At 66.3% G+C, this 21739-nt stretch carries 19 protein-coding genes; 12 read left to right on the top strand and 7 right to left on the bottom strand.

The genetic code is table 11. From position 1 onward, the window contains the following. Positions 1-298: 298 nt before the first annotated feature. Positions 299-1870, top strand: a complete 1572-nt coding sequence (locus ACOOFO_RS03195; RefSeq protein ID WP_420428218.1) for a sensor histidine kinase — start codon at positions 299-301, stop codon at positions 1868-1870. Next, positions 1867-3270 (top strand): sigma-54-dependent transcriptional regulator, encoded by a 1404-nt coding sequence (locus ACOOFO_RS03190; RefSeq protein ID WP_420428217.1) that lies wholly within the window; start codon positions 1867-1869, stop codon positions 3268-3270. The genes ACOOFO_RS03195 and ACOOFO_RS03190 overlap by 4 nt, the downstream gene beginning before the upstream one ends. A gap of 8 nt (positions 3271-3278) precedes the next feature. Here the strand turns inward: ACOOFO_RS03190 and ACOOFO_RS03185 are convergent, their stop codons facing one another. The 7 genes from ACOOFO_RS03185 to ACOOFO_RS03155 all read right to left on the bottom strand — a co-directional run bounded on the left by ACOOFO_RS03185 (position 3279) and on the right by ACOOFO_RS03155 (position 9826). Beyond that, positions 3279-4529, bottom strand: a complete 1251-nt coding sequence (locus ACOOFO_RS03185) for a DUF4105 domain-containing protein (RefSeq protein ID WP_420428216.1) — start codon at positions 4527-4529, stop codon at positions 3279-3281. Then, complete coding sequence (locus ACOOFO_RS03180) at positions 4526-5392, bottom strand: HlyC/CorC family transporter (protein WP_420428215.1); 867 nt, start codon at positions 5390-5392, stop codon at positions 4526-4528. The genes ACOOFO_RS03185 and ACOOFO_RS03180 overlap by 4 nt, the downstream gene beginning before the upstream one ends. A gap of 39 nt (positions 5393-5431) precedes the next feature. Further along, positions 5432-5860, bottom strand: coding sequence for an rRNA maturation RNase YbeY (gene ybeY / locus ACOOFO_RS03175; protein ID WP_420428214.1), 429 nt, complete (start codon positions 5858-5860; stop codon positions 5432-5434). Further along, complete coding sequence (locus ACOOFO_RS03170; protein WP_420428213.1) at positions 5857-6942, bottom strand: PhoH family protein; 1086 nt, start codon at positions 6940-6942, stop codon at positions 5857-5859. The genes ybeY and ACOOFO_RS03170 overlap by 4 nt, the downstream gene beginning before the upstream one ends. Beyond that, on the bottom strand, positions 6939-8339 hold the full coding sequence (gene miaB, locus ACOOFO_RS03165) for a tRNA (N6-isopentenyl adenosine(37)-C2)-methylthiotransferase MiaB (protein ID WP_420428212.1): 1401 nt from the start codon (positions 8337-8339) through the stop codon (positions 6939-6941). Before miaB ends, ACOOFO_RS03170 begins: the two co-directional genes overlap by 4 nt. Before the next feature lie 78 nt (positions 8340-8417). Then, positions 8418-8852 (bottom strand): low molecular weight protein-tyrosine-phosphatase, encoded by a 435-nt coding sequence (locus tag ACOOFO_RS03160; RefSeq protein WP_420428211.1) that lies wholly within the window; start codon positions 8850-8852, stop codon positions 8418-8420. Beyond that, entirely contained in the window at positions 8852-9826 is a 975-nt protein-coding gene (locus ACOOFO_RS03155; protein ID WP_420428210.1) for an NADPH:quinone oxidoreductase family protein, read from the bottom strand. The genes ACOOFO_RS03160 and ACOOFO_RS03155 overlap by 1 nt, the downstream gene beginning before the upstream one ends. Positions 9827-9939: 113 nt before the next feature. Between ACOOFO_RS03155 and ACOOFO_RS03150 the strand changes: the two genes are divergently transcribed. From ACOOFO_RS03150 to ACOOFO_RS03105, 10 genes are all read left to right on the top strand, one after another. Next, entirely contained in the window at positions 9940-11712 is a 1773-nt protein-coding gene (locus tag ACOOFO_RS03150) for a M61 family metallopeptidase (protein ID WP_420428209.1), read from the top strand. A gap of 8 nt (positions 11713-11720) precedes the next feature. Further along, positions 11721-12362, top strand: a complete 642-nt coding sequence (gene plsY / locus ACOOFO_RS03145) for a glycerol-3-phosphate 1-O-acyltransferase PlsY (RefSeq protein ID WP_420428208.1) — start codon at positions 11721-11723, stop codon at positions 12360-12362. Further along, positions 12338-13312 carry a biotin--[acetyl-CoA-carboxylase] ligase gene (locus tag ACOOFO_RS03140; RefSeq protein ID WP_420428207.1) on the top strand — a complete coding sequence of 325 codons (975 nt, stop codon included), beginning with the start codon at positions 12338-12340 and terminating at the stop codon, positions 13310-13312. The genes plsY and ACOOFO_RS03140 overlap by 25 nt, the downstream gene beginning before the upstream one ends. Then, positions 13309-14013: a type III pantothenate kinase gene (locus ACOOFO_RS03135; RefSeq protein ID WP_420428206.1), complete on the top strand. Its 705-nt coding sequence runs from the start codon at positions 13309-13311 to the stop codon at positions 14011-14013. Before ACOOFO_RS03140 ends, ACOOFO_RS03135 begins: the two co-directional genes overlap by 4 nt. 113 nt (positions 14014-14126) lie before the next feature. Next, positions 14127-16442, top strand: a complete 2316-nt coding sequence (locus tag ACOOFO_RS03130) for a TonB-dependent siderophore receptor (RefSeq protein WP_420428205.1) — start codon at positions 14127-14129, stop codon at positions 16440-16442. After that, the gene (locus ACOOFO_RS03125) at positions 16442-18760 is read left to right on the top strand and encodes a TonB-dependent receptor (RefSeq protein WP_420428204.1); all 2319 of its coding nucleotides are present in this window, start codon (positions 16442-16444) and stop codon (positions 18758-18760) included. Before ACOOFO_RS03130 ends, ACOOFO_RS03125 begins: the two co-directional genes overlap by 1 nt. After that, on the top strand, positions 18760-19023 hold the full coding sequence (locus ACOOFO_RS03120) for a hypothetical protein (protein ID WP_420428203.1): 264 nt from the start codon (positions 18760-18762) through the stop codon (positions 19021-19023). The genes ACOOFO_RS03125 and ACOOFO_RS03120 overlap by 1 nt, the downstream gene beginning before the upstream one ends. Continuing rightward, positions 19023-19295, top strand: coding sequence for a hypothetical protein (locus ACOOFO_RS03115; RefSeq protein WP_420428202.1), 273 nt, complete (start codon positions 19023-19025; stop codon positions 19293-19295). The genes ACOOFO_RS03120 and ACOOFO_RS03115 overlap by 1 nt, the downstream gene beginning before the upstream one ends. After that, positions 19292-20896, top strand: coding sequence for a PepSY-associated TM helix domain-containing protein (locus ACOOFO_RS03110; protein WP_420428201.1), 1605 nt, complete (start codon positions 19292-19294; stop codon positions 20894-20896). Before ACOOFO_RS03115 ends, ACOOFO_RS03110 begins: the two co-directional genes overlap by 4 nt. Positions 20897-20935: 39 nt before the next feature. After that, positions 20936-21739: an HAD family hydrolase gene (locus tag ACOOFO_RS03105; protein ID WP_420428200.1), complete on the top strand. Its 804-nt coding sequence runs from the start codon at positions 20936-20938 to the stop codon at positions 21737-21739.

Below are 21739 nucleotides of genomic sequence, written 5' to 3'. Positions count from 1 at the left end.
GCTGAGTGATCCCGATCGATCGCGCGCCCGAAGTTCCAGAGGATTGGCGCAGCGCGCACAATACCGGAATTCTCTGACCGCGTTCGTTCCATGCTACGTCTACTGCTACTGCTCGTCCTCGGCTATTTGGTGTACCGCGGGCTGCGTTCTCTGTTTCCGCCCGCGCGTCCCACCAACCCGGACGAGCGACCCCCCGAAGTATCGGACCTCAGGGCCTGTCGTGACTGCGGTACTTTCGTCGAATACAGCCAGCTCGATCCGCAATCGCGATGCCCGGCCTGCCATGCCTCCGGGCAGGATGACTGAGCACTCCGACGAAGAGTGGCGCGTACTGCGCGCGCTCTGCGTACACCGACTGATCATGGCGCCGATTCTGGCGGCCGTCTTCTTCAGCGGGCAGGCGCCGGATTTCCTGAGCATCGGCCGTCCTGGCCTGTTTCAGGCCATGACCTACGCCTGGTTCGCGGCCGGCAGTCTGTTGATGATCGCGCTGGTGAGCCGCACGCCGCCCTTCGAGCATCAGATCGTGCTGCACGGCATCAGCGATCTGACCGCCGTCAGTGGCCTGCTCTTCGCCAGCTCCGGCATCGGCAGCGGCCTCGGGATGCTGCTTCTGATCCCGGTGCTGGGCCTTGGCATGGTGCTACCGCCCCGTCTGGCCACGCTGGCGGCGGCCATCGGGACCGTGGCTCTGTTCGCGGTCGAACTCAGCCGCCAGTACCCCAACAACTGGACGGCCGGGCCGCTGACCGAGGCGGGTGTCCTCGGCGCGGCCATGTTCGTGATCGCGATCTCGGCCAGCACCGTGGCCGTGCGGGCCCGGCGCAGCGAGGCGCGTGCCGCGCAGGCCGGCAGTGCGCTCAGCGACCTGTCGCGCATCAACGACACCATCGTGGCCACCATGCGCTCGGGTGTCATGGTCGTGGACGAGGCGCTGCGCGTACGCACCCTGAACGAGGCGGCGCGCGATCTGCTGCGCACCCACGGCGGGGTCACCGGACAATCACTCGATCAGTTCGCCCCCGATATCGCCCAGGACATCGAACGCTGGCGCCAAGGCATGACCAGCGCCTCGGTGCGCATGGGCACACGCGACCTGGTTCTGCGCTATACGGCCCTGGGCCCGGGTGCGCAGTCGCCCGTACTGGTGCTCCTCGAGGATGCCCAACGCGCTCGCGACGAAGCGCAGAGGCTCAAGCTCGCCGCACTGGGTCGGCTGTCTGCCTCGATTGCCCATGAAATCCGCAATCCGCTGTCCGCCATCACACAGGCGGCCGAACTGCTGGATTCCGCCAAGGACGCCCAGGAAGCCGACGCCCTGCGCCGCGTCATTCGTCGCCACGCGAAGCGCATCGACGGCATCGTGCAGGATGTCAGCGACATCAGCCGCGGCCGCCCACCCGAACCGGACCACCGCCCCCTGGCCGAGCTTCTGGGCCTCGCCTACCGCCAATTTCAGGAGGGTGATCAGGCCAGTGCGCAGCAACTCACCCTGCATCTGGACACGGACGCGGTCAGCAGTCAGACCATCGTGCACTTCGACAGCGACCACTTCTGCCGCATCCTGCACAATCTGTGGCGCAACAGCGTAGAGCACGGTGCGCGCAGCGTCCGCATGCGCGCATTGCCCGCCACCGCGCGTATCCTTCTGCACATCCGCGACGATGGCAAAGGCATCGAGCCGGGCATGAGCGAAACGATCTTCGAGCCCTTCTACACCACCAGCACCAAGGGCACCGGCCTTGGCCTGTATCTGGCGCGCACCCTGTGCGAGGCCAACGGCGCACTGCTCTTCCTGCAGCCGCACGACGGCCCGGGTGCCCATTTCGTGCTGCAAATGCCCGCTTCCACCCGCGGCGTGGCGGCATGAGTCGCGCCCGCGTCCTGGTGGTGGACGACGAGCAGGACATCCGCGATCTGCTCGGCGTTGCACTGACACGCATGGGCCTCGAAGCGGTCCCCGCGGAAACCGTTGATCAGGCCCGGCGCCTGCTCGGTCAACACAATTTCCGCCTCTGTCTGACCGACATGCGGCTGCCCGATGGCAACGGCATCCAGCTGGTGGAAACCATCCAGCAACACCATCCGGGCTTGCCAGTGGCCGTCATCACCGCCTACGGCAACGCCCAGGCCGCAGTCGACAGCCTCAAGGCAGGCGCCTTCGATTTCGTCAGCAAGCCACTGCAACTAGACGATCTGCGTCGCCTGGTCGATGACGCCCTCAAGCTGCCCGGTGCGGGCAGCCCCGAGGCCAGCGACGACGGCGATTGCCTGATCGGGGATGCACCGGTCATGCAGCAGCTGCGCGGCCTCATCGGCCGCGTCGCGCGCAGTCAGGCGCCCTTGCACATCAGTGGCGAGTCCGGGACCGGCAAGGAGCGCGTCGCGCGCCTGGTCCACCAGCGCAGCGCGCGCAAGGATGGCCCCTTTGTACCGGTCAACTGCGGCGCCATTCCCTCGGAGCTGATGGAAAGCGAGCTCTTCGGCCATATCAAGGGGGCCTTTACCGGTGCCTTGCAGGACAACGAAGGGCTGTTTCGCGCCGCCGAGGGGGGCACCCTGTTTCTGGACGAGGTGGCGGAGCTACCGCTACCCATGCAGGTGAAACTGCTGCGCGCCATCCAGGAGCGCGTAGTCCGTCCGGTCGGTGCACGCGACGAGCAGCCGGTCAACGTGCGCATCATCTCGGCCACCAATCTCGATCTTGCCCAGTGCGTCAGCGACGGACGTTTCCGGCAGGATCTCTACTACCGGCTCAATGTCGTGGGCGTGCGCACGCCGCCCTTGCGGCAGCACCCGGAAGATATCCCGCAGCTGGCCGACTACATCCTCGAGCAGATCGCGCACCGGCATCAGCGCAGCGAGGTGCCTCTGCTGTCCGAATGCGCGTTGCGCCGGCTGGTGGCGCACCCGTTTCCGGGCAATGTCCGCGAACTCGAGAACATCCTGGAACGCGCCGTCACCTTGTGCGAAGACAGCACCATCACCGAGGAGGCGCTGCAACTCGAAGCGGTCGAAGCCGCCGGGGGAGGCGTGCCGACCTCGGCCAGCCCAGCGCCTGCCACCTCGCAACCGCCCGCAGCCCAGCCAACGACTGAAAGCACCACAGAACACGGGGACAGCCTCGAATCGCGGCTGCAGAGCGTGGAGCGCCAAGCCATCATCGAGGCACTGGAGGCCACCCGCTGGAACCGCACCCGTGCCGCCGAGAAGCTCGGTCTCACTTTCCGCCAGCTGCGCTACAAGATCCGCAAGCTCGGCATCGAGTAGTCCGTGGATCAGGTGGCAGCCAGCATGCGCTTCTGCTGCGGTCTCGCCATTCGAAGCGCGCTCCAGGCGAGCGCAAGATGCGCCGGACCCCAGAACAGCGCATGGTGCAGATTGTGCTGCCACAGCGGCGCGAGCAGCCCCACTGCGGCCACTGCCGGCAGCATCCACAACAGGGTGCGGTGACCGCGACCGAGCTCACGCCCGCGCGCAGCGGCCCAGACCGCGGGCAGCGCCAGCCATGCCAGCGGGTTGTAGAAGGCGGCACTGAGGTTGTACCAGCCCGCCCAATGCGCCGTGGCGGCCGTGATGAAGACCATGATCAGCCCGGCGGCCCCCGCGATCAGCAGTTGCAGACTGGCAAGACCGGCCCACGCCACCCGGCTGTAGCGCCGCGCCAACAGCAGAAGGCCGACCCATAGCAGCCCGGCGCCGAGGAACCAGCCTGCCAAGGGCGGAGGATCCTCGGGTGGCAGCACGGCACCGCGCCCCGGGTCGCGTGCCACCAGAATGCGCTCGCTCTTCACAATGGAGCGCGGCGCCAGCGCCTCGGTGGCGGGCAGTTGCACACTGCGCAGCGCCTGTTCGAGCACTTCCGGGACAAAACTTTCCTCCCACAGGCTGCGCGGGGCGTCAGCAGCGGGTCCGAGAATGAGGTCAAGACCCAGCATCAGCAGCGGGTCGGGCGCGGTCAGCCGCAGCACCTGCTCGCGCAGGGTCAGACGCGCCGGGACCTGCTGCAAGGGCTGCAACGCGCCACCGGTGATGCGGTCGAGGGCGTCGCGGATGCGCGTGGAGCAGGCTTCCAGGAAGTAGTCGTAGCGATAGTCCGCGTTCTCCGGTCGCGCGTTCCAGCGCAGAAAGGCTTCCAGCGCGCGTGCCTGTGCGGGGGAGAGGTCGAGAAGCTGCTCGCGCACCTCGCGCCCTTCGTAGTGATACTGGGAGAGGGTCTGGTCGAGCCGGCCGGTAGCCAGACGGTACTGCATGCGCCCGAAGATGAAATTCTGGAAGAAGTTCTCCTGCGCAAAGTCGAAATAGCCGTAGTTGTAGACCGTTCCGCCATACCCGCTGCGGTCACGCACCAGCAAGGCGTTATGCCCGAAACGCTGCCAGTAGATCGAGCCCGGCCCGAAGGTCAGCAGACTGATGCGCGGTGCGGATGCCGCGGCATCCTGCGCCCGCACCGCCGTACTGCCGACCGCCAGCAGCAGACCCAGTGCGATGCACGCGCCGAGCCAGCCGGCGCCCGGCCGGCGGCTCATTCGTCGTGGCTCAGCGTGACCTGCAGCACGTGCACGCGACGGGAATCGGCGCGCTGGACATTGAAGACGAACTTCTGGATGCGAAGACTCTCGCCGCGACGCGGCATGTGCCCGAAGTGATGCGCTACCAGCCCGCCCACGGTATCGAATTCCTCGTCCGAGAAATCAGCCTGAAAGTAGCCGTTGAAATCCTCGATGGGGGTCAGCCCCTGCACCAGAAAACGACGTTCGTCTTGCTTGAGAATCATCGCCCCCTCGGCCTCATCGTACTCATCGTCGATCTCGCCGACGATCTGCTCGATGACGTCCTCAATGGTGACGATGCCCGCTACCCCGCCATATTCGTCGACGACGATGGCCATGTGGTTCCGGCCGGATCGGAATTCCTGGAGCATGACGTTGACGCGCTTGGATTCCGGCACAAAGACGGCGGGCCGCAGCAACTGCGCGACCTCGAAACCCGGGGCGTCCGAGCGCGAAAAGCGCAACAGATCCTTCGCCAGCAGGATGCCGGTGATCTCGTCACGCGAATGCCCCACGACCGGAAAGCGGGAGTGGCCGGACTCGACCACGGCTTCCAGCACCTGGTCGAGATCCCAGTCGTCCTCGAGCACTACCATCTGCGCACGCGGAATCATGATGTCGCGCGCCTGCAGGTCGGCCGTTTCGAGCACGCCCTCGATCATGGGCAGGGCATCGACGTCGAGCAGCCCCTCGTTGGAAGCCTCACCGAGGAATTCGAGGATGTCCCCTCGATTGCGCGGTCCGCCGGCGATGGATTTACCGAGTCGGCGGAACCAGCCCGCCGATTCGTTCTGACGTTCGGCCGTCTGGCCGTTGGTACTGTCTGCTTCGTCGTTCATTGTTCGTGTTGGTCACGGCAATGCCGCGGCATGGGCAAGTCAGTATGGATCAGCAAAACCGAGTTTGGCGAGGATGCCCCGCTCCAGCGCCTCCATCGCCTCGGCCTCGTCGCTGTTCTGGTGATCGTATCCGCGCAGATGCAGCACGCCGTGTACCACCATGTGCGCCCAGTGGGCGCGCGGCGCCTTGCCCTGCACTTCGGCCTCGAGCTGTATCACCGGTGCGCACAGCACGATATCGCCCAGCTGCGGGAGCTCGGGCAGCGGCGATGCCGCCGGAAAGGAGAGCACGTTGGTCGGCTTGTCGCGCCCTCGGAATTGATGGTTGAGGGCACGCGACTCCTCGGCGTCGACCACGCGCAGACAGAGGGCACCGCGGGCGCCTGCGGCTTCGGCGAAGCAACGCAGACTGCGGGCGGAGGGAATGCCGCGTGGCGGCACCGCCCGCTGTACCGCGATGGCGTTCACGAGCCGGGCGAGGCTCCACGGTCATCGCCCTCCTCCTCATGCGCTTCATAGGCCTGGACGATGGCTTGCACCAGCGGATGGCGGACCACATCGGCGCGCCCGAAGAAGGTCATGCCGATGCCGGGTACGCCGTCGAGCACGCGCAGGGCGTGACGCAAGCCGGATTCCATATTGCGCGGCAGATCGATCTGAGTGACGTCACCAGTAACCACCGCCACCGACGAAAAGCCGATGCGCGTGAGGAACATCTTCATCTGCTCGCGGGTCGTGTTCTGCGCCTCGTCCAGAATGACGTAGGACTCGTTGAGCGTTCGCCCGCGCATGAAGGCCAGCGGCGCGATCTCGATGACCTGCTTGTCGATCAGGCGCGCCACGCGCTCGAAGCCCAGCATCTCGTAGAGGGCGTCGTAGAGTGGACGCAGGTAGGGATCGACCTTCTGCGACAGATCGCCGGGCAGAAAGCCAAGCTTCTCACCGGCTTCCACCGCCGGGCGGGTGAGCACGATGCGGCGCACGCGGTCGCGTTCCAGTGCATGCACCGCACTCGCCACCGCCAGATAGGTCTTGCCGGTGCCGGCGGGACCAATGCCGAAATTCACATCGTTGGTGGCGATGGCAGAGAGGTATTCACGCTGGCGCGCGGTGCGCCCGCGCACGATGCCCCGCCGCGTACGAATGACGACTTCACTGCCCGCCGGCTGCGCAGCCTCGGCGGCCTCGTCCTCGTCCTCGGCGTCGTCGCTGTCGACGAAGGCCGCATCGGCATCCGGTGCAGGACGCTGCGGCGCCTCAAGCGGCTTGGCATCGGCATCGAGCGCCTCGGCCAGCGCGAGATGGACGTTTTCGGTGGTCAGCGTCTGCGACTCGGTCTGGGCATACAACCGGCGCAGCACATCCTCGGCACGGGCAATGCCGTCATCCGGCCCAAGCAGGCGAAAGCGGCTGCCTCGGTTGCGGATCTCCACGCCCAGGCGCAATTCCACCTGCCGGATATGGGCATCGAAGGGGCCGCTGAGGCTTGCCAGTCGCTGCGCATCGTCCGGCGCCAATTCGATATCGAGACTGCGAAGGGGCGTGTTCAAGCCGGAGAAGCTGCCTCCGCCAGACGCCCGCGCAGGGAGTTATTGAGCGATTCGGTCACGGTCACGTCGACAAAGGTGCCCACCAGATGTTCCGGCGCGTCGAAGTTCACCCAACGGTTGTTGGACAGTCGCCCGGCCATCTGGCCATTGCCGCGGCGGCTGGGACGCTCGACCAGCACCTTGTGGGTCTGCCCGACCAGCGCGCGGCAGTACGCGTCCGAGAGCTGCTTGATGCGGCCCTGCAGGATGCGCAGACGCGCCTGCTTGACTTCCGTGGCCACGCCATCGCGCAGGTTGGAAGCCGGCGTGCCGGGCCGCGGGCTGTAGATGAAGGAGAAGGCGCTGTCGAAGCCTACTTCGGCGATCAGATTCATGGTGGCCTCGAAGTCCTCGTCGGTTTCGCTGGGAAAGCCGACGATGAAATCGGAGGACAGCGCGATATCCGGTCGCACCATGCGCAGGCGGCGGATCTTGTCGACATAGCCATCGATGGTGTGCGGCCGCTTCATGAGCTTGAGGATGCGCTCCGAACCCGATTGCACCGGTAGATGGAGATAGTTCGCCAGCTTCGGCTCGTCCGCGAAGGCTTCAATCAGACCGTCGTCGAATTCCATCGGATGCGAGGTGGTGAAGCGGATGCGTTCCACCCCTTCCAGACGGGCCACGTAGTGGATCAGCAGCGCCAGATCGCAGCTCCCGCCGTCGCGCAGGGCGCCACGATAGCCATTCACATTCTGTCCGAGCAGGGTGATTTCGCGCACGCCACGGTCGGCGAGCTGGGCGCATTCGACCAGCACATCATCGACCGGTCGCGAGACTTCTTCGCCGCGTGTGTAGGGCACCACGCAGAAGCTGCAGTACTTGCTGCAGCCCTCCATGATCGAGACGAAGGCCGTCGGGCCATCGGCCTGCGGTTCGGGCAGGCGGTCGAACTTCTCGATCTCCGGAAAGCTCACATCCACCGACGGTCTGCCCGTGGCCCTGGTCTGCTCCAGCAGCGAAGGCAGGCGGTGCAGGGTCTGCGGACCGAAGACCACATCCACCAGCGACTCGCGCGTGGCGATGGCCTCGCCCTCCTGGGAGGCGACGCAGCCGCCCACGGCAACCTGGCGCTCGGGCCGTGCAGCCTTCCATTCCCGCCAGCGGCCCAGCTCCGAAAACACCTTCTCCTGCGCCTTTTCGCGCACCGAGCAGGTGTTGAGCAGCAGCAGATCGGCCTCGTCGGGTTCCGTGGTGCGCACATAGCCGTCGGAGGCGGCGAGCACGTCGGCCATCTTGCGCGAGTCGTACTCGTTCATCTGGCAGCCGAAGGTCTTGATAAAGAGCTTCGGTGCCGGCTTCCCGGCCTGTGGGGGCGTGCGGTGCGAGTCGGTGTCAGGCGTCGTCGGGGTGGACATCGATGCGGGCGCGGGCCCGGATCCGTTAAGTGGCCAAAAATTGTACAGCAGAGCCGGCGGGCGCAACCAGCCGGGGGCTCAGATCCGGGCCAGCCAGTCGTCCACGCCCTGCTCGATCAATTCCAGCGCGTGCTCGAAGGCCTGGCGCGGCTGGCGGTAAGGATCCGGTACATCGGCTTCGCCGCGCCAGTGCAGCAGGCGAAAGCTGCGCCCGCGCATCTGCGGATGTTGATGGTGGATCCATGACAGATGACTGCCATCGAGTACCAGCAGCAGATCGGCGCGCTGCAGCACGCCGCCGGTCGCCTGCTGCGCACGGTGCGAGCCGATGTCCAGACCGCGTGCCTGCATCAGCTCCACTGCCATCGGGTCGGCCGGATGACCGATCAAAGCCCCCGTACCGGCGGAATAGACCTCGCTCAGGCGGTCGCCGGCGCGCTCGCGCAGCAGCACCTCTCCCATGGGACTGCGGCAGATATTGCCGGTACAGATGATACAGACGCGGGAGAACATCAGGGCAACAGGGCCACCTTGCCGGTCACGCGCCGGGCACGCATATCGGCCAATGCCTGGGCAGCGTCCTCCAGCGGGTAGGTCTTGGAAATGTGCGGACGCAGCTTGCCTTCGCTGAACCACTCGAAGAGCTGCTCAAAGTTCTCGAAATTGACCTTCGGCTCACGCGCCACGAAGGCGCCCCAGAACACACCCACGGCCGACGCCCCCTTGAGCAGCAGACGATTGGCCGCGATGTGCGGAATGTCGCCGGCAGCAAAGCCGATGACGAGATAGCGGCCGCGCCAGTTGATGCAGGACAGGCATTCCTGCCCGAGATCGCCGCCCACCGGGTCGAAGATGACATCGGCGCCCTGGCCATTGGTCAGCTTCTTGACGTTGTCCTTGAAGGAGCCATAGGAATAGTTGATGGCCTCGTCCGCACCGTAGTGCTTGGCCAGCGACAGCTTTTCCTGCGTGCCGGCCGCGGCGATCACCTTCGCGCCCATGATCTTGCCGAGCTGCACGGCGGCCAGACCCACACCACCGCCGGCGCCGAGTACCAGCAGGGTCTCGCCCGCCTGCAGCGCACCGCGTTGCCGCAGCGCATGCATGACCGTGCCGTAGACCAGCGGAAAGGCCGAGGCCTGGGTGTAGTTCATCTCGTTCGGAATCGGCATCACGGCTTCGCCGGCGGCGCAGGCCTGATCCGCAAAACCGCCCACCTGCACGAGCGCAGTGACGCGATCCCCCGGGCGCACATGGCGCACCTTCTCGCCAACCGAGAGTACTTCGCCGGCAACCTCGGCCCCCGGAATGAAGGGCGGCTCGGGACGCAGCTGATACTTGCCCTCGACAATCAGCGTATCGGGAAAGTTGACCCCGCAGGCGTGCACCTTGATACAGACCTCGTTGGCCTTGGGGGTGAGATCGTCCTTTTCTTCCACTACCAGGTTGTCGGGTGGTCCCAACGATTTACAGACGACGGCGCGCATCAGCCCTCCTCAAAGCCGCGCGGATGTGGGTGCGAGTGTAGCCGAGCGGCCACGGCGCCGCAGTGCAGGCACAACGCTACAATGCGAACCGTTTTTTGGCGCCGGATTCTCCCTTGGCTCACTACCCGCTGCACTTCCATATTCGACTGGCGGACCCCAAGGCCCATCGCCTGCGGGTGCAGTGCCGGATCGACGCACCGCAAGCAACGGGACAGATCCTGCGCCTGGCTTCGTGGACGCGCGGCAGCTACCTGATCCGCGATTTCTCACGCCACATCACCTGGATTCGCGCCGACTGCCGCGGCGCGCCGATCTGCTGGGAGCGGCTGGACAAGCGCAGCATCCGCTGCGAGCCCTGTGACGGTCCGCTGCGCATTGAATATGAGATCCATGCCTTCGACCCGAGCGTGCGCAAGGCCTACCTGGACGAGCGCCGCGCCTTCATCAACGGCACCTCCGTGTTCTGGCACGCCGAGCAACAGGACGGCCCCTGTGGGGTGACGCTGGAGGCCACGCCACTGGAGGACTGGTGCGTGGCCACGACCCTGCCGGCGGTCGACACCGACCGACGCGGCTTTGGCGATTACCGGGCCGAAGACTGGGAACAGCTGATCGACCACCCGATCACGGTCGGCCCGCTGCGTCACGTCCGCTTTGGCGTCGACGGCATCGACCATGAATTGGTGTTCACCGGCGACCCTCCCGCCGACCTAGACGAAAACCGACTGCGCGAAGACCTGACGCGCATCTGCGAGGCGCAGCGCGCCCTCTTCGGCAACGAGCCCGCCCTCAGTGGGTACCAGTTCCAGGCCGCGGTGACCGCCGACAGCTACGGCGGCCTCGAACATCGCGACTCCTGCGCCCTGGTCTGCGCGCGCGACGACCTGCCGCTACGCGACAGCGGTGAGCGCAGTACCCGCTACTGTGGCTTTCTCGGCCTGTGCAGCCACGAATACTTTCACCTGTGGAACGTCAAGCGCATCACGCCTGAAGCCTTTGCCAGCTCCGACCTGGGCAGCGAGGCCTATACGCGCGATCTTTGGGCCTATGAAGGGGTCACCAGCTACTACGACGATTACATGCTGCGCCGGGCTGGCTGCCTGAGCGTGCAGCAGTACCTGGACGCTGTGGGCGAGCAGATGACGCGCGTTGGTCGCACCGCCGGAAGACATGTACAGAGTCTGGCCGAATCCAGCTTCGAGGCCTGGACCAAGTTCTATCAACCCGACGAGAACCTGCCCAACGCCACGGTCAGCTATTACTCCAAGGGCGCACTGGCGGCCCTGGCCCTGGACCTGCGTCTACGCCTCGACAGCCGCATCTGCCTGGATGACGTCATGCGTGCACTCTGGCAGCGCTACGGCAAGCAGGCCATTGCGGCACCCGAGGGTGCGCTGGAGGCCGTGGCCTGTGAATTGGCCGGCCTGCCCGATCTCGCGCACGACTTCGACCAGTGGCTGCGTCAACCCGGCGACATCGCACTACCCGCCTTGCTGCAGCGCATGGGCCTGCGTTGCGAGGCCATCGTTGATGGCAAGCACATGGAACGCAACGCCCGTGTCGGACTGCGCATGCAACCACAGAGCACCGTGTTGGCCGGCGTACACGAGGGCAGCCCGGCGCAGCACGCAGGCCTCGGCGGCGGCGACGAGATCGTCGCCATCGATGGGGCGCGCGTGACCGCACACAACCTCGAACGCCGCCTGCTGCGCTTGAAGCCGCGGCGCAGTGCCACCGTGCACTACTTCCGCGACCACCAACTGTACGAGACCCTGGTCATGCCGGAAGTGCCCGTCGCTGATCGCTGGCAATTGCGACTGCGCGAGGATGCGGATAGCGACACCCGCGCCCTGCGCGCCGCATGGTTGGGTAGCGAGGCCGCATGAGCGCCTGGATGGCATTCGTCCTGACGGGACTGCTCGGCTATCTGTTGGGCACCATCGTGGGGGGCCCGCTGGTAGCCAGTCTGCGCGGCATCCGACTGCGTGAAAGCGGCTCGGGCAACATCGGTGCCACCAACGCCCTGCGCACCGGCGGCGTGCGCATGGCGCTGCCGGTGCTGTTGATCGATGTGCTCAAAGGGGTGGTGGCCGTCACATTGTTGCCGCTGTGGCTCGGCGCCTTTGCCGACCCGCAGCGCCTCGCCTTCGTGGCGGGGGTCGCCGCCGCCATCGGCCACTGCTACCCGGTATGGATGGGCTTTCATGGGGGCAAGGGCGTGGCCACATTGGCCGGTGTCTTCGCGGTGCTGTTGCCGGGCGTCTTCGCCCTCCTGCTTGCAGCCTTCGTGCTGGTCGTGCTGACCACCGGCTACGTGGGTGCGGCCAGCATGCTGGCCGCCTGTGCTGCTGTGGTGGTCGTCCTGGTTGCTCCGGCAACGGCCTTGCCTACCGGGAGCCTGCCCTTTGTGCTCGCCATGGCGGCCCTGGTGCTGTTCAAGCACCGCGACAATCTCAAACGCCTGCGTAACGGCACCGAAACCCGCATGGAGCGACTGGCCCTGATCCGCCAATGGATGCGCAAGCGCCAGAGCTGAGTGCGCTGCTGCGCACGCTGTCCGACGGCGAATGGCACTCCGGCGAGCGCCTCGCCACTGAGGCCGGTTGCACCCGCGCCGGGCTGGCCAAGCGGGTGGCGCGTCTGCGCGAACGCTACGCACTGAGCGTCGAAGCCCAGGCCGGTCGCGGCTACCGTCTGGCCACACCCATCGACCTGCTCGACGAGGCCGCGATTCGCGCACACCTCGACGCACCCATCAAGCGCGTGACCGTCCTGCCCAGCGTGGACTCCACCAACCGCTGGTTGCTGGATGCCCCGTCCACGGCAGACCCTCACCTGTGTGTAGCCGAACACCAGACTGCGGGCCGCGGACGACGCGGGCGCGCCTGGGCATCTCCCTTCGGACAGAGCCTCTATCTGTCGCTGTCGTGGCGCTTTGACCACCCGGCAGATGCCCTCGGCGCGCTGCCGCTTGCCATCGGCTGCGTCTGCTGTCAGACGCTGGAGGCGCTGGGCGCACAGGGGCTTGCCCTGAAGTGGCCCAACGACCTCATCACCGAACGCGGCAAGCTCGGCGGCCTGTTGATCGAGGCACGCGGCGAGATGGGCGGCAGCTTCCGCGTGGTCATGGGCCTGGGCCTGAACCTGCACCGGCACGCCGGGCTGGAGGGCCTGGATCAACCCGCCATCGCGCTCAGCGAATGCACGGAGACGGCCACACTGCCGGCGCGCAACATGCTCTGCGCCCGCCTGGCCACGGCCCTTGCCCACGGCTGTCAGCGCTTCAACAGCCAAGGACTGCCCGCCTTTCTGGCGGTCTTCGACGCCCACGACGCCCTGCGCGATCGTGCCATCGTGGTGCACGACGCAGCGCAATGGACGGGCATCGCCCGTGGCGTCGATCGAAACGGAGCGCTCCAGGTGGAGGACGAGAACGGCCAGCTCCAACGGGTGCACGCCGGCGACGTCTCGGTGCGCCGCGCATGAGCTTTGTGGATGTCGATATCGGCAATACCCGCCTGAAGTGGCGGCTACGCGGCAGCGATGCGGTTACGTATTGCATGCATGGCGGCGACCCGGCAACGGCTCTGGCACAGATGCTCTCCCACACGCAGGGCGCGCTGTACGTCGCCCACGTCTTCGGCGCCGATGTCGAGGAGGCGCTGCGCGCCGCGGCCGTGACCGGCGGCGCACGCGAGATCCGCTTCGCGCGGACCAAGGCCGAACACGACGGTCTGCGGCTGGCCTACGCCCAACCGCAGCGCATGGGGGTGGATCGCTTCCTGGCAATGGCCGCCCTCTGGCGCGAACGCCGCGCGGGCTTTATCGCGGTCAGCGCCGGCACCGCCCTGACGGTGGACATCGTCGATGACCGCGGACAGCATCTGGGCGGCTTCATTGCCCCCGGCCTGCACGCCATGCGCACGGCCGTGCTCGACCGCACGCAGTTCCCCCATGTCTTCGACGCGCCTGCCCACGACCAACCTGGCACGGATACGGAATCCTGCGTGGCTGAGGCTGCCCTGGCGGCGGCGCTCGGCTTGCTGGAACGGGTACAGACGCGCCATCGACTGCCCGGCTTCGTCGGTGGCGGCGATGCCACCACACTGCAGCCCTTCCTGGCATCGGATGCCTGGACCCTGCGCGAACATCTCGTGCTCGAAGGACTGGCTGCCCTGAACGATTGACCCCCTGCTGCGCTGCAGAAAAACCGGTAGCGGATACGAATGCTTCGCGTTAAAGTTAGCGCGACCGTTGATCTCCTCCGCGCGCGAAGACGCCGCGCCATCTCGGGACCCCCATGAATCGCCTATGCACCGGCGCATTGCTGTGTCTCCTCGCCCACGGCCCTCTGCACGCGCAGCAAACGAGCACGGCTGCGTCCACCGAAGCGGCCACGCCGCGACAGGGCGCCGATCAGCTCTCGCCGGTGGAGGTCATCGGCGTCGGCGAAGACCCCTTTGGCGCCGTGGTCGGCTATCGGGCGCAGCGCTCAGCCACGGCAACCCGTACCGATGCGCCGCTGGAACGCACGCCGGTGTCGATCCAGGTGCTTTCCGAGGACCTGTTGCGCGATACCGACACCCAGGACATCGCCACCGCCACGCGCTACGTTAGTGGCGTTGCCCCCAGCGAGGGCGTGACCCTGATCTCGGCCCGCGAGTCGGTGGTCGTGCGCGGCTTTCTGCAGTCGGACGTGTATTTCGACGGTTTCCGTCTGTCTGCCGCGCCGACTTTCGACCTGGCTGGTGTCGAACGGCTTGAGGTACTGAAGGGTCCAGCCTCGATCCTGTACGGACAGGTTGAGCCGGGCGGCATCCTCAATATCGTCAGCAAGCGCCCCCTCGACACCTTCGGCGGTCAGGTGGAGGGCGAGCAGGGCCGCTTCGACAGCGACCGGGTCACGGTGGATCTGCATGGCAGCCCTGACATTCCGGGGGTCTCGGGCCGCCTGGTGGGCGCGCGCGAGGTGGACGACAGCTTCCGCGATTTCGTCTTCGTCGAGCGCGATTTCGCGATGCCGACGGCAGCGGTCAAGCTGGGAGATCGTACCGAGCTGGCCATGACCTACATGCGCCAGGACGAGCGCCGCCCCTTCGACGAAGGCGTGGCCTTCAGTGTGGACGGCAAGCCCATCGCGGACATCAGCACCTACCTGGGCGAACCCGCCACGCGCGGCAGCGACTTCGATTCCGATCTGGCCACCGTGCGCCTCGAGTTTGCCGCCAGTGAGCAGGTCAACATTCGCGTCGGCATGCTGGATCAGCGCTTCCTGCACGATTTCGAAGCCTTCCGCCCCTTCCTCGAGCCGGGCGAGGAGCCACTTCCCATCCCCGTGCTCAATCAGCTGGCCGCGCTGAACGCGATTCCCGGCCTGGGCAATCTCCTCGCCGAGGTGACCGACCCGGTCGGCCCGACGGAAATGTCGCGCTTTTACGACCGCACCAGCATTCGCTTCGACGCGCGCCAGTACCGCGCCGATATCGAATGGGATACCGCCTTTCTCGGCCTGCGTCACGAATTCCTGCTGGGCGTGGACCATCGCGACGAGGATGGCTTTGTCGACGAATTCCGTGGTCTCGATCTGATCGGGCCGGATGGTCTGTTCCCGCAGAAGATCGACATCGTCAATCCCGAATACGGCGACGCCGTCCCCACCCAGCTCACGGCGGACGGCTTCTCGGACACGCGCCAGCAATTCACCGGCACCTTTCTGCAGAACCGGCTGCGCACCCCGGATGAACGTCTCAATATCCTGCTCGGCCTGCGCTACGACCAGGTCGACGCCGATGAACGCACGCTGCGCGCCGTGGATCAGCTGACCTCCGTGGCCAACCCCACGGCGCCACCGCCGACGCCTTCAGTTCGCTCGGTGGAAGACGATGCTTTCACCTACCGGGCCGCGGCGCTGTACGAATGGACCGGTTGGCTCTCGCCCTTCGCCAGTTTCAGCACCTCCTTCCGGCCCGCCTCGATTGCGCTGCAATCGCAGGCCGACGAGGAGCTGGACCCGGAGACCGGCGTGCAATACGAGATTGGCGGCAAGTTTCGTCTTTTCGATGACCGTCTCGGTGCCACGCTGGCGCTCTATCAGATCGACAAGGAGAACGTCGCCATCATCGATCGCAGCGTCGCGGGCGGCCGCGTCACCAACGGCGGCGAATTTCGCAGCCGTGGCGTCGAATTCGATCTCAGCGGCAACCCGATCCGCGGCCTCGACCTGCTGCTCAACTACGGCTTTACCGACAGTGAGACCATCCGCTCGGATGTCACGCCCAAAGGTGGCAGCGTGCGTGGCGTACCGCGTCATGCCGGCGGCCTGGTGATCACCTACCGCCTGCTCGACGGCGTGCTGCGCGGCCTTGGCGGCACCGTGAGCTATTTCGCCAGCGACGAGCGTCAGGGCGACAATCGCAACAGCTTCGTGCTGCCCAGCTACACGGTCACCGACGCTGCCCTGTTCTGGGGCTGGCGCTACAACCGCACGGTCATTACGCCACGGATCGGCATCGCCAACATCTTCGACGAGGAGTACTACGTCGCCGGCAACAGTCTGGCTTCGGTGGTTCCGGGGGCACCACGGACCTGGGTGGCCTCGCTGAGGGTGGATTTCTGATGCAGCGCCTGTCGCTGTGGGCCGCCGCCTTGATCTGCCTGCTGCTCAGCCTGACGGCAACGGCACAGCAGACAAGCGCTGCGCCAGACAGCGAGGACGCCGTCGACTTCGTGCGCGTCACGCCCGAGGCATCCGAATCCCGCCCCGCTGTCCAGCTTGAACAGGTGGTGGTGCGCGGCGAAAAGGTGGGGAGGACGGCCATGGATACCGTCAGTTCAGTGGCGGTGACCACCCGCGCCGAGATCGAGGCCTTCAGCGATCAGACCATTGACGATGTGCTGGCCCGCACCGCCAACGTGGTGGCCACGGACAACGGTCAGTTCAGCATTCGCGGCATCAACTCCAGCGGCCCCGACACCAACGAATTTGCCGAACCGGTTGCCAGCATCTACGTCGACGGCGTGGCACTGGATCGCATTGGTCAGCAATTCGGCGGCGCCGATCTGTACGACATCGAACAGATCGAGATCCTGCGCGGACCGCAATCCACGACCCAGGGGCGCAACGCCCTGGCCGGCGCCGTCGTCATTGAGACGCGCGCGCCGACCCTGATCTGGGATGCCGAGGCGCGCGCCCGCCTCAACCGCGAGGGCGATCATCAGCTCGCCTTCGCCGGTGGTGGTCCACTCGGGCCGGTGCCGTTCCGGCTGATTTATGACGACCGGGCGCAGGACGGTTTCGTCACCAACATCACCCGCGACGAAGCCGACTGGGCGCGTCAGGACAGCCAGCAGGGCCGTCTGCGCCTGGGTTGGCAGCCGCGCGCACTGCCGGCGCTGGGCACGGTCTTCACCGTCACACGCACCGAGCGCAGCGAAGGCCCAGACCGCAATTTCGAAGCCGACGGCGCCCGACCACGCACGGCCGAGGCCAATGAGCGCAGCGTGGATCGCATCGATCTCCGCACTGCCGCGCTCGACATCCACTACGACCTTGCGCCGCGCTGGTCGCTGCGCGCCACCAGCGCCTTTCTCGACAGCACCCAGGACAGCCGGCGCGACCGGGACTTCAGCGCCGCCGACGCCGGCCTGCTGACGGTACGCGGCTCCGGCGACACCCTGACGCAGGAAACCCGCCTCAACATGGACGGCTGGAGAGGCTTACGCGGTGTGATCGGCGTTTATGCCGGCCGCTTCGATGAGGTCTTCGACGCACGCAATACCGACGTCCCGGTGGCCCTGGACAGTCTCCTGCCCGCCGTTTCCGGGCTGCCGCTCTTCGTGCAGGCCGATATCGAGACCCGGGTCGATGAACGCGTCGAGAACATGGCCATCTTTGCCAATGTCGACTACGCCTGGAATGCCCGGCTGACCCTGACCGCCGGACTGCGTTTCGACCGGGAAAGCCGGCGCACGCAGGCCCCCTTCGAGACCACCCGCGCCGACCTGGTGGGCTGTACCCCCGAAGCACTCGATGCCCTATCCGCGCTCCTGCCCGGCATCGACCGATGCGCGCCGGGCATCGACGTCCGCCCGGTACTGGCGCAGACACCTTTCGTTCCGGGCGCCGGCGACGACGTCGCCGAAGCCACCTACAACGCCCTCCTACCGCGTCTGGGTGTCCGCTACGCCTTCACGCCCGACTTGGCCGCCTTCCTGACCTATACCGAGGGATACCGCGCCGGTGGCGCGGAGGTGTTGTTCACCACCGGCGACATCAATACCTTTGACCCCGAGTTCACGCGCAACTACGAGACCGGTCTGCGTGCCGCCTGGCTGGATGGCGCCCTGCGCACCGACCTGACCCTCTATTACATCGACTGGCAGGACCAGCAGGTGCAGCGCATCACCGAGGACGGCAGCGACAGCTTCACCGACAATGCGGCGCAATCGCGTGTTTATGGCGCGGAAGCCGATGTCGCCTGGCGTTTGACGCGCAGACTTCGGCTGGGCGCTGCGCTCGGCCTGACTGACACGCGCTTCGAGGACTTCCGTGACGGCCGCAATGATTTTTCGGGCAATGAATTCCCACGCGCCCCGCACTACAGCGGCAGCCTCAGCGCGCGCTGGAACACCACCCCGGGCAGCCTCGGCTGGTTCGCAGCCAGCAGCATCAACGTGAGCGATGGCTATTTCCTGCAGCCGGAGAATGACGCGCCATCGCGCTCGGATCGCTACGCCGTGCTGAACCTGCGTGTGGGCTACGCCCTGCGCAATGCCACGCTCAGCCTGGTGGCGAGCAATCTGACGGACCGACGCTTCGCCACCTTCCGCCAACGCCTTGAAGCCGAGAATCAGCTCGGCCGCGAGGACGATGGCTTCCTGGTGACCTACGGCGCCCCCCGCGTCATCGGCCTGCAGCTGGACATCCGCCTGTGATGGCGCTGCTCTCCACCGCAATCGGCTGCGTGGCGGGCGGACTCGCCTGTTGGCTCTGGTACGCCGCACATCCCAACCAGCGTCTGCGCGCACAGCCCGTAGCGCGCCCCTGGCGCTGGGTCGGCCATGGCCTCGCAGTGTGCAGCCTGGTGCTGCTCGCCGTCGGCCTGGGGATCGGCCCCGGCCTGATTGCGGGCGTCTGCCTGTTGCAGTTCGGCTGCATGAGCCTGCCCTATCTGAGCCTGCGCGGAGTCAGCGGCTGATGTGGGGACGACTGAGTGCTGGCGTACTGGCCGGATTCCCTCTCTCGGCGGCAATGAGCGGCTTGCTGGTAGCGCCGTTGCCGCTGGGTCTTGAGGCCAGCGCGGTACTGATCATCGTGCTGATACTGCCGGTGTGGATCGGGGTGATCTGTGCTGCTTTCATGGCACCCCCCGGATGGCGTGCCTGGGTCTGGCTGCTGGCATTGAATCTCTGCGCCTTCGGGCTGCTGTGGGGCACCCAGGTGGCAGGATGGTTGGAGATGCCGGCATGAAGATCCGGGCAGAGACCCTGCGCGTGTTCACCACGGTACACACCTGGTCGGGCCTGATCGCTGGAATGGCGCTGTTCATTGCCTTCTACGCCGGTGCCCTGGATATGTTTTACGGCAGCATCCAGCGCTGGTCGGACCCCGAACAGCGCTACGAACAACCGGTCGCGGACGACGCATTGCAGCGCCTGGTCAGCGATGCCTACGCGCGCTACCCGGAAGCCATCGGCGAACGCTTCTTCCTGCACCTGCCTGGACCGGGCGTGACGCAACCCATTCTCGAGTGGCGCGACGGCATTGGTCGGGAAGTCAACGCCTACACCATCACGAGCCCCGGTGCCGAGCCGGTCGAGCGCGACCACGAAGCACACACCCGGCTGGCCGACTTCGTCGACGAGCTGCACTTCACCCTGGGCCTGCCGGTGCAATTCGGCCGCTATCTGCTGGGCGTGATCTGCATCGTCTTTGGCGTGGCATTGGTGTCCGGCATCGTCATTCATCTGCCACGCCTGGTGCGCGACCTCTTTGCGCTGCGCCCCGGCCGGAACCGCAAGCGCTTCTGGCTGGATGCACACAACGTGGTGGGCATCCTTGGGCTACCCTTCCACTTGATGTTCATGATCACGAGCGCGCTGTTCACGATCAATATCGTGGCCATTCTGGGCGCGAATACCCTCGTCTATCACAACGCCCTGGGCCCCGCCATCGACGAGCTCACCGAGATCGCCCACCACCGCGAGGAAACTGGCGTCAAGGTACCGATGGTCTCCATCGACGCGCTGGTCGAAAAGGCGCGCACGGTGATTCCGGACCTGCAGCCTGACACCGTCATCGCCGAGCACTACGGGGACCAACACACCGACATCACGGTGCGCGGTGCGGTACCGCGCACCATGCTCCACGAAGCCTTGGTGATCTTTGACGGCGCGACGGGCGAGGTGCGCGGCTACGACCACCCCGCTGACTCCCGACCCAGCCAGATTGCAGTCAATAGCGTGCAATCGCTGCATTTCGGTGATTTTGGCGGCCCAGTAGTGCGTTGGCTGTACTTCTTCCTGGGCCTGTCCGGCGCCTGGCTGTTCTATACCGGCAATCTGCTGTGGATCGAATCGCGCCGGCGCCGGCGGCACGCGGAGCAGCCGCGTCATCACCGCTGGCTGGCCGGCGCCACCGTTGGCGTCTGTGTCGGCTGCATGCTGGGCTTGTCCGCTGCCTTCGTGGCCAACCGTTTGCTGCCAGTCGATCTGCCCATGCGCGCACTGTGGGAGACCCGTGTCTACTTCATCGCCTTCTTTGGCGCCATCGCGTGGGCGCTGTGGCGACCGCCGATCCGCGCCGCAACCGAGCTGCTGGCGGCCACCGCGCTGGCGACGGCGCTGATTCCCATCACCAATGGCATCACTACCGGGGACTGGCTGTGGCAGAGCGCGGCAAGTGGTCTGTGGCCCATTTTCGGCGTTGATGCCGTTGCTGCGGCGGGCGCCATCGCCTTCGCGCTGATGGCTTGGGCCAGCGCGCGGCGCGGCCGCCACGGGACCGAGAACAGCGTCTGGCACGCGACGGCTGCGGCCGATTCCCGCCATGCGGCGGAAGGCACGGCCTGAAGCGGATGTACCGGCGCGAGCGCGCTATGCTCCCGCCCCATGAGCCTGCTCCACTTGCCGCATGCGCGGCCGCACATCCTGCTGTTCGACTGGCACGCGACCCTGGTCGACACCCTCGACGCGATGTACCACGCCGTCGATGACGTGCTGCCGCGCCTGGATGAACTGGGCCTGGTCGAGCGCCTGGTCAAGCCAGAGGATTCCAAAACGGTCGAAGATGCGAAGCTCGTTAAATACGTCCGCAAGAACGCCAAGCTGCACCCGAAGATCCGGGCGGAGCGCAAAATTTCGCGCACGGACATCTTCGAGGTGCTGTTCGGTGCGGACCAGGAGGCCAAACGCATCGTGCACAAGGCCTTCGACGCCAGCTATGCCAAGGTCTTCGGGGAGGTGCACCCGCTCGAAGCCGACGCGCGTCAGCACCTGCAGGCGCTGCGCGACCTCGGCTTGCAGGTGGGCGTGCTGTCCAACCGCAGCCGGACCTTCATGGCGCACGAGCTCTTCGTCGTCGACGGCACTGGTTGGGTCGAGCTCTTCGACACGATGGTCTGTGGTGATGACGTCGAGCACCGCAAGCCAGCGCCCGATCTCATCCTCAAGGCGCTGGAAAACCTCGATGCACCAGCCACCACCAACTGCTGGTATGTTGGCGACAGCACCACTGACGTGATCTCAGCCGCCGAGGCCGGCGTGACGCCCATCTTCTACAACGGGGCGAACTGGAGCCAGGACTGGATCGACCACATCTTTCCGCAGACCACGCGTCACCCCCACGCACCGCACGGCGTGGTCAAGAACCTCCCGGAACTGGTCGAACTGGTCAAGACCTTGCTGGCGATCTAA

Source organism: Algiphilus sp. (genome assembly GCF_965216485.1).
In the GTDB taxonomy this organism is placed as follows: domain Bacteria; phylum Pseudomonadota; class Gammaproteobacteria; order Nevskiales; family Nevskiaceae; genus Algiphilus.
Note: the sequence above shows the minus strand (reverse complement) of the source record. Positions and strands in the feature narration are given on the sequence as shown.

Bases quoted from the DNA above. Each gene is read 5' to 3' on its own strand.
- ACOOFO_RS03110 (WP_420428201.1), top strand. From the start codon at position 19,292: ATGAAGATCCGGGCAGAGACCCTGCGCGTGTTCACCACGGTACACACC.
- ACOOFO_RS03185 (WP_420428216.1), bottom strand. From the start codon at position 4,529: ATGAGCCGCCGGCCGGGCGCCGGCTGGCTCGGCGCGTGCATCGCACTG.
- ACOOFO_RS03130 (WP_420428205.1), top strand. From the start codon at position 14,127: ATGAATCGCCTATGCACCGGCGCATTGCTGTGTCTCCTCGCCCACGGC.
- ACOOFO_RS03160 (WP_420428211.1), bottom strand. From the start codon at position 8,852: ATGTTCTCCCGCGTCTGTATCATCTGTACCGGCAATATCTGCCGCAGT.
- ACOOFO_RS03190 (WP_420428217.1), top strand. From the start codon at position 1,867: ATGAGTCGCGCCCGCGTCCTGGTGGTGGACGACGAGCAGGACATCCGC.
- plsY (WP_420428208.1), top strand. From the start codon at position 11,721: ATGGCATTCGTCCTGACGGGACTGCTCGGCTATCTGTTGGGCACCATC.
- ACOOFO_RS03120 (WP_420428203.1), top strand. From the start codon at position 18,760: ATGGCGCTGCTCTCCACCGCAATCGGCTGCGTGGCGGGCGGACTCGCC.
- ACOOFO_RS03105 (WP_420428200.1), top strand. From the start codon at position 20,936: ATGAGCCTGCTCCACTTGCCGCATGCGCGGCCGCACATCCTGCTGTTC.
- ACOOFO_RS03195 (WP_420428218.1), top strand. From the start codon at position 299: ATGACTGAGCACTCCGACGAAGAGTGGCGCGTACTGCGCGCGCTCTGC.
- ACOOFO_RS03135 (WP_420428206.1), top strand. From the start codon at position 13,309: ATGAGCTTTGTGGATGTCGATATCGGCAATACCCGCCTGAAGTGGCGG.
- ACOOFO_RS03115 (WP_420428202.1), top strand. From the start codon at position 19,023: ATGTGGGGACGACTGAGTGCTGGCGTACTGGCCGGATTCCCTCTCTCG.
- ACOOFO_RS03180 (WP_420428215.1), bottom strand. From the start codon at position 5,392: ATGAACGACGAAGCAGACAGTACCAACGGCCAGACGGCCGAACGTCAG.
- ACOOFO_RS03155 (WP_420428210.1), bottom strand. From the start codon at position 9,826: ATGCGCGCCGTCGTCTGTAAATCGTTGGGACCACCCGACAACCTGGTA.
- miaB (WP_420428212.1), bottom strand. From the start codon at position 8,339: ATGTCCACCCCGACGACGCCTGACACCGACTCGCACCGCACGCCCCCA.
- ACOOFO_RS03140 (WP_420428207.1), top strand. From the start codon at position 12,338: ATGGATGCGCAAGCGCCAGAGCTGAGTGCGCTGCTGCGCACGCTGTCC.
- ACOOFO_RS03125 (WP_420428204.1), top strand. From the start codon at position 16,442: ATGCAGCGCCTGTCGCTGTGGGCCGCCGCCTTGATCTGCCTGCTGCTC.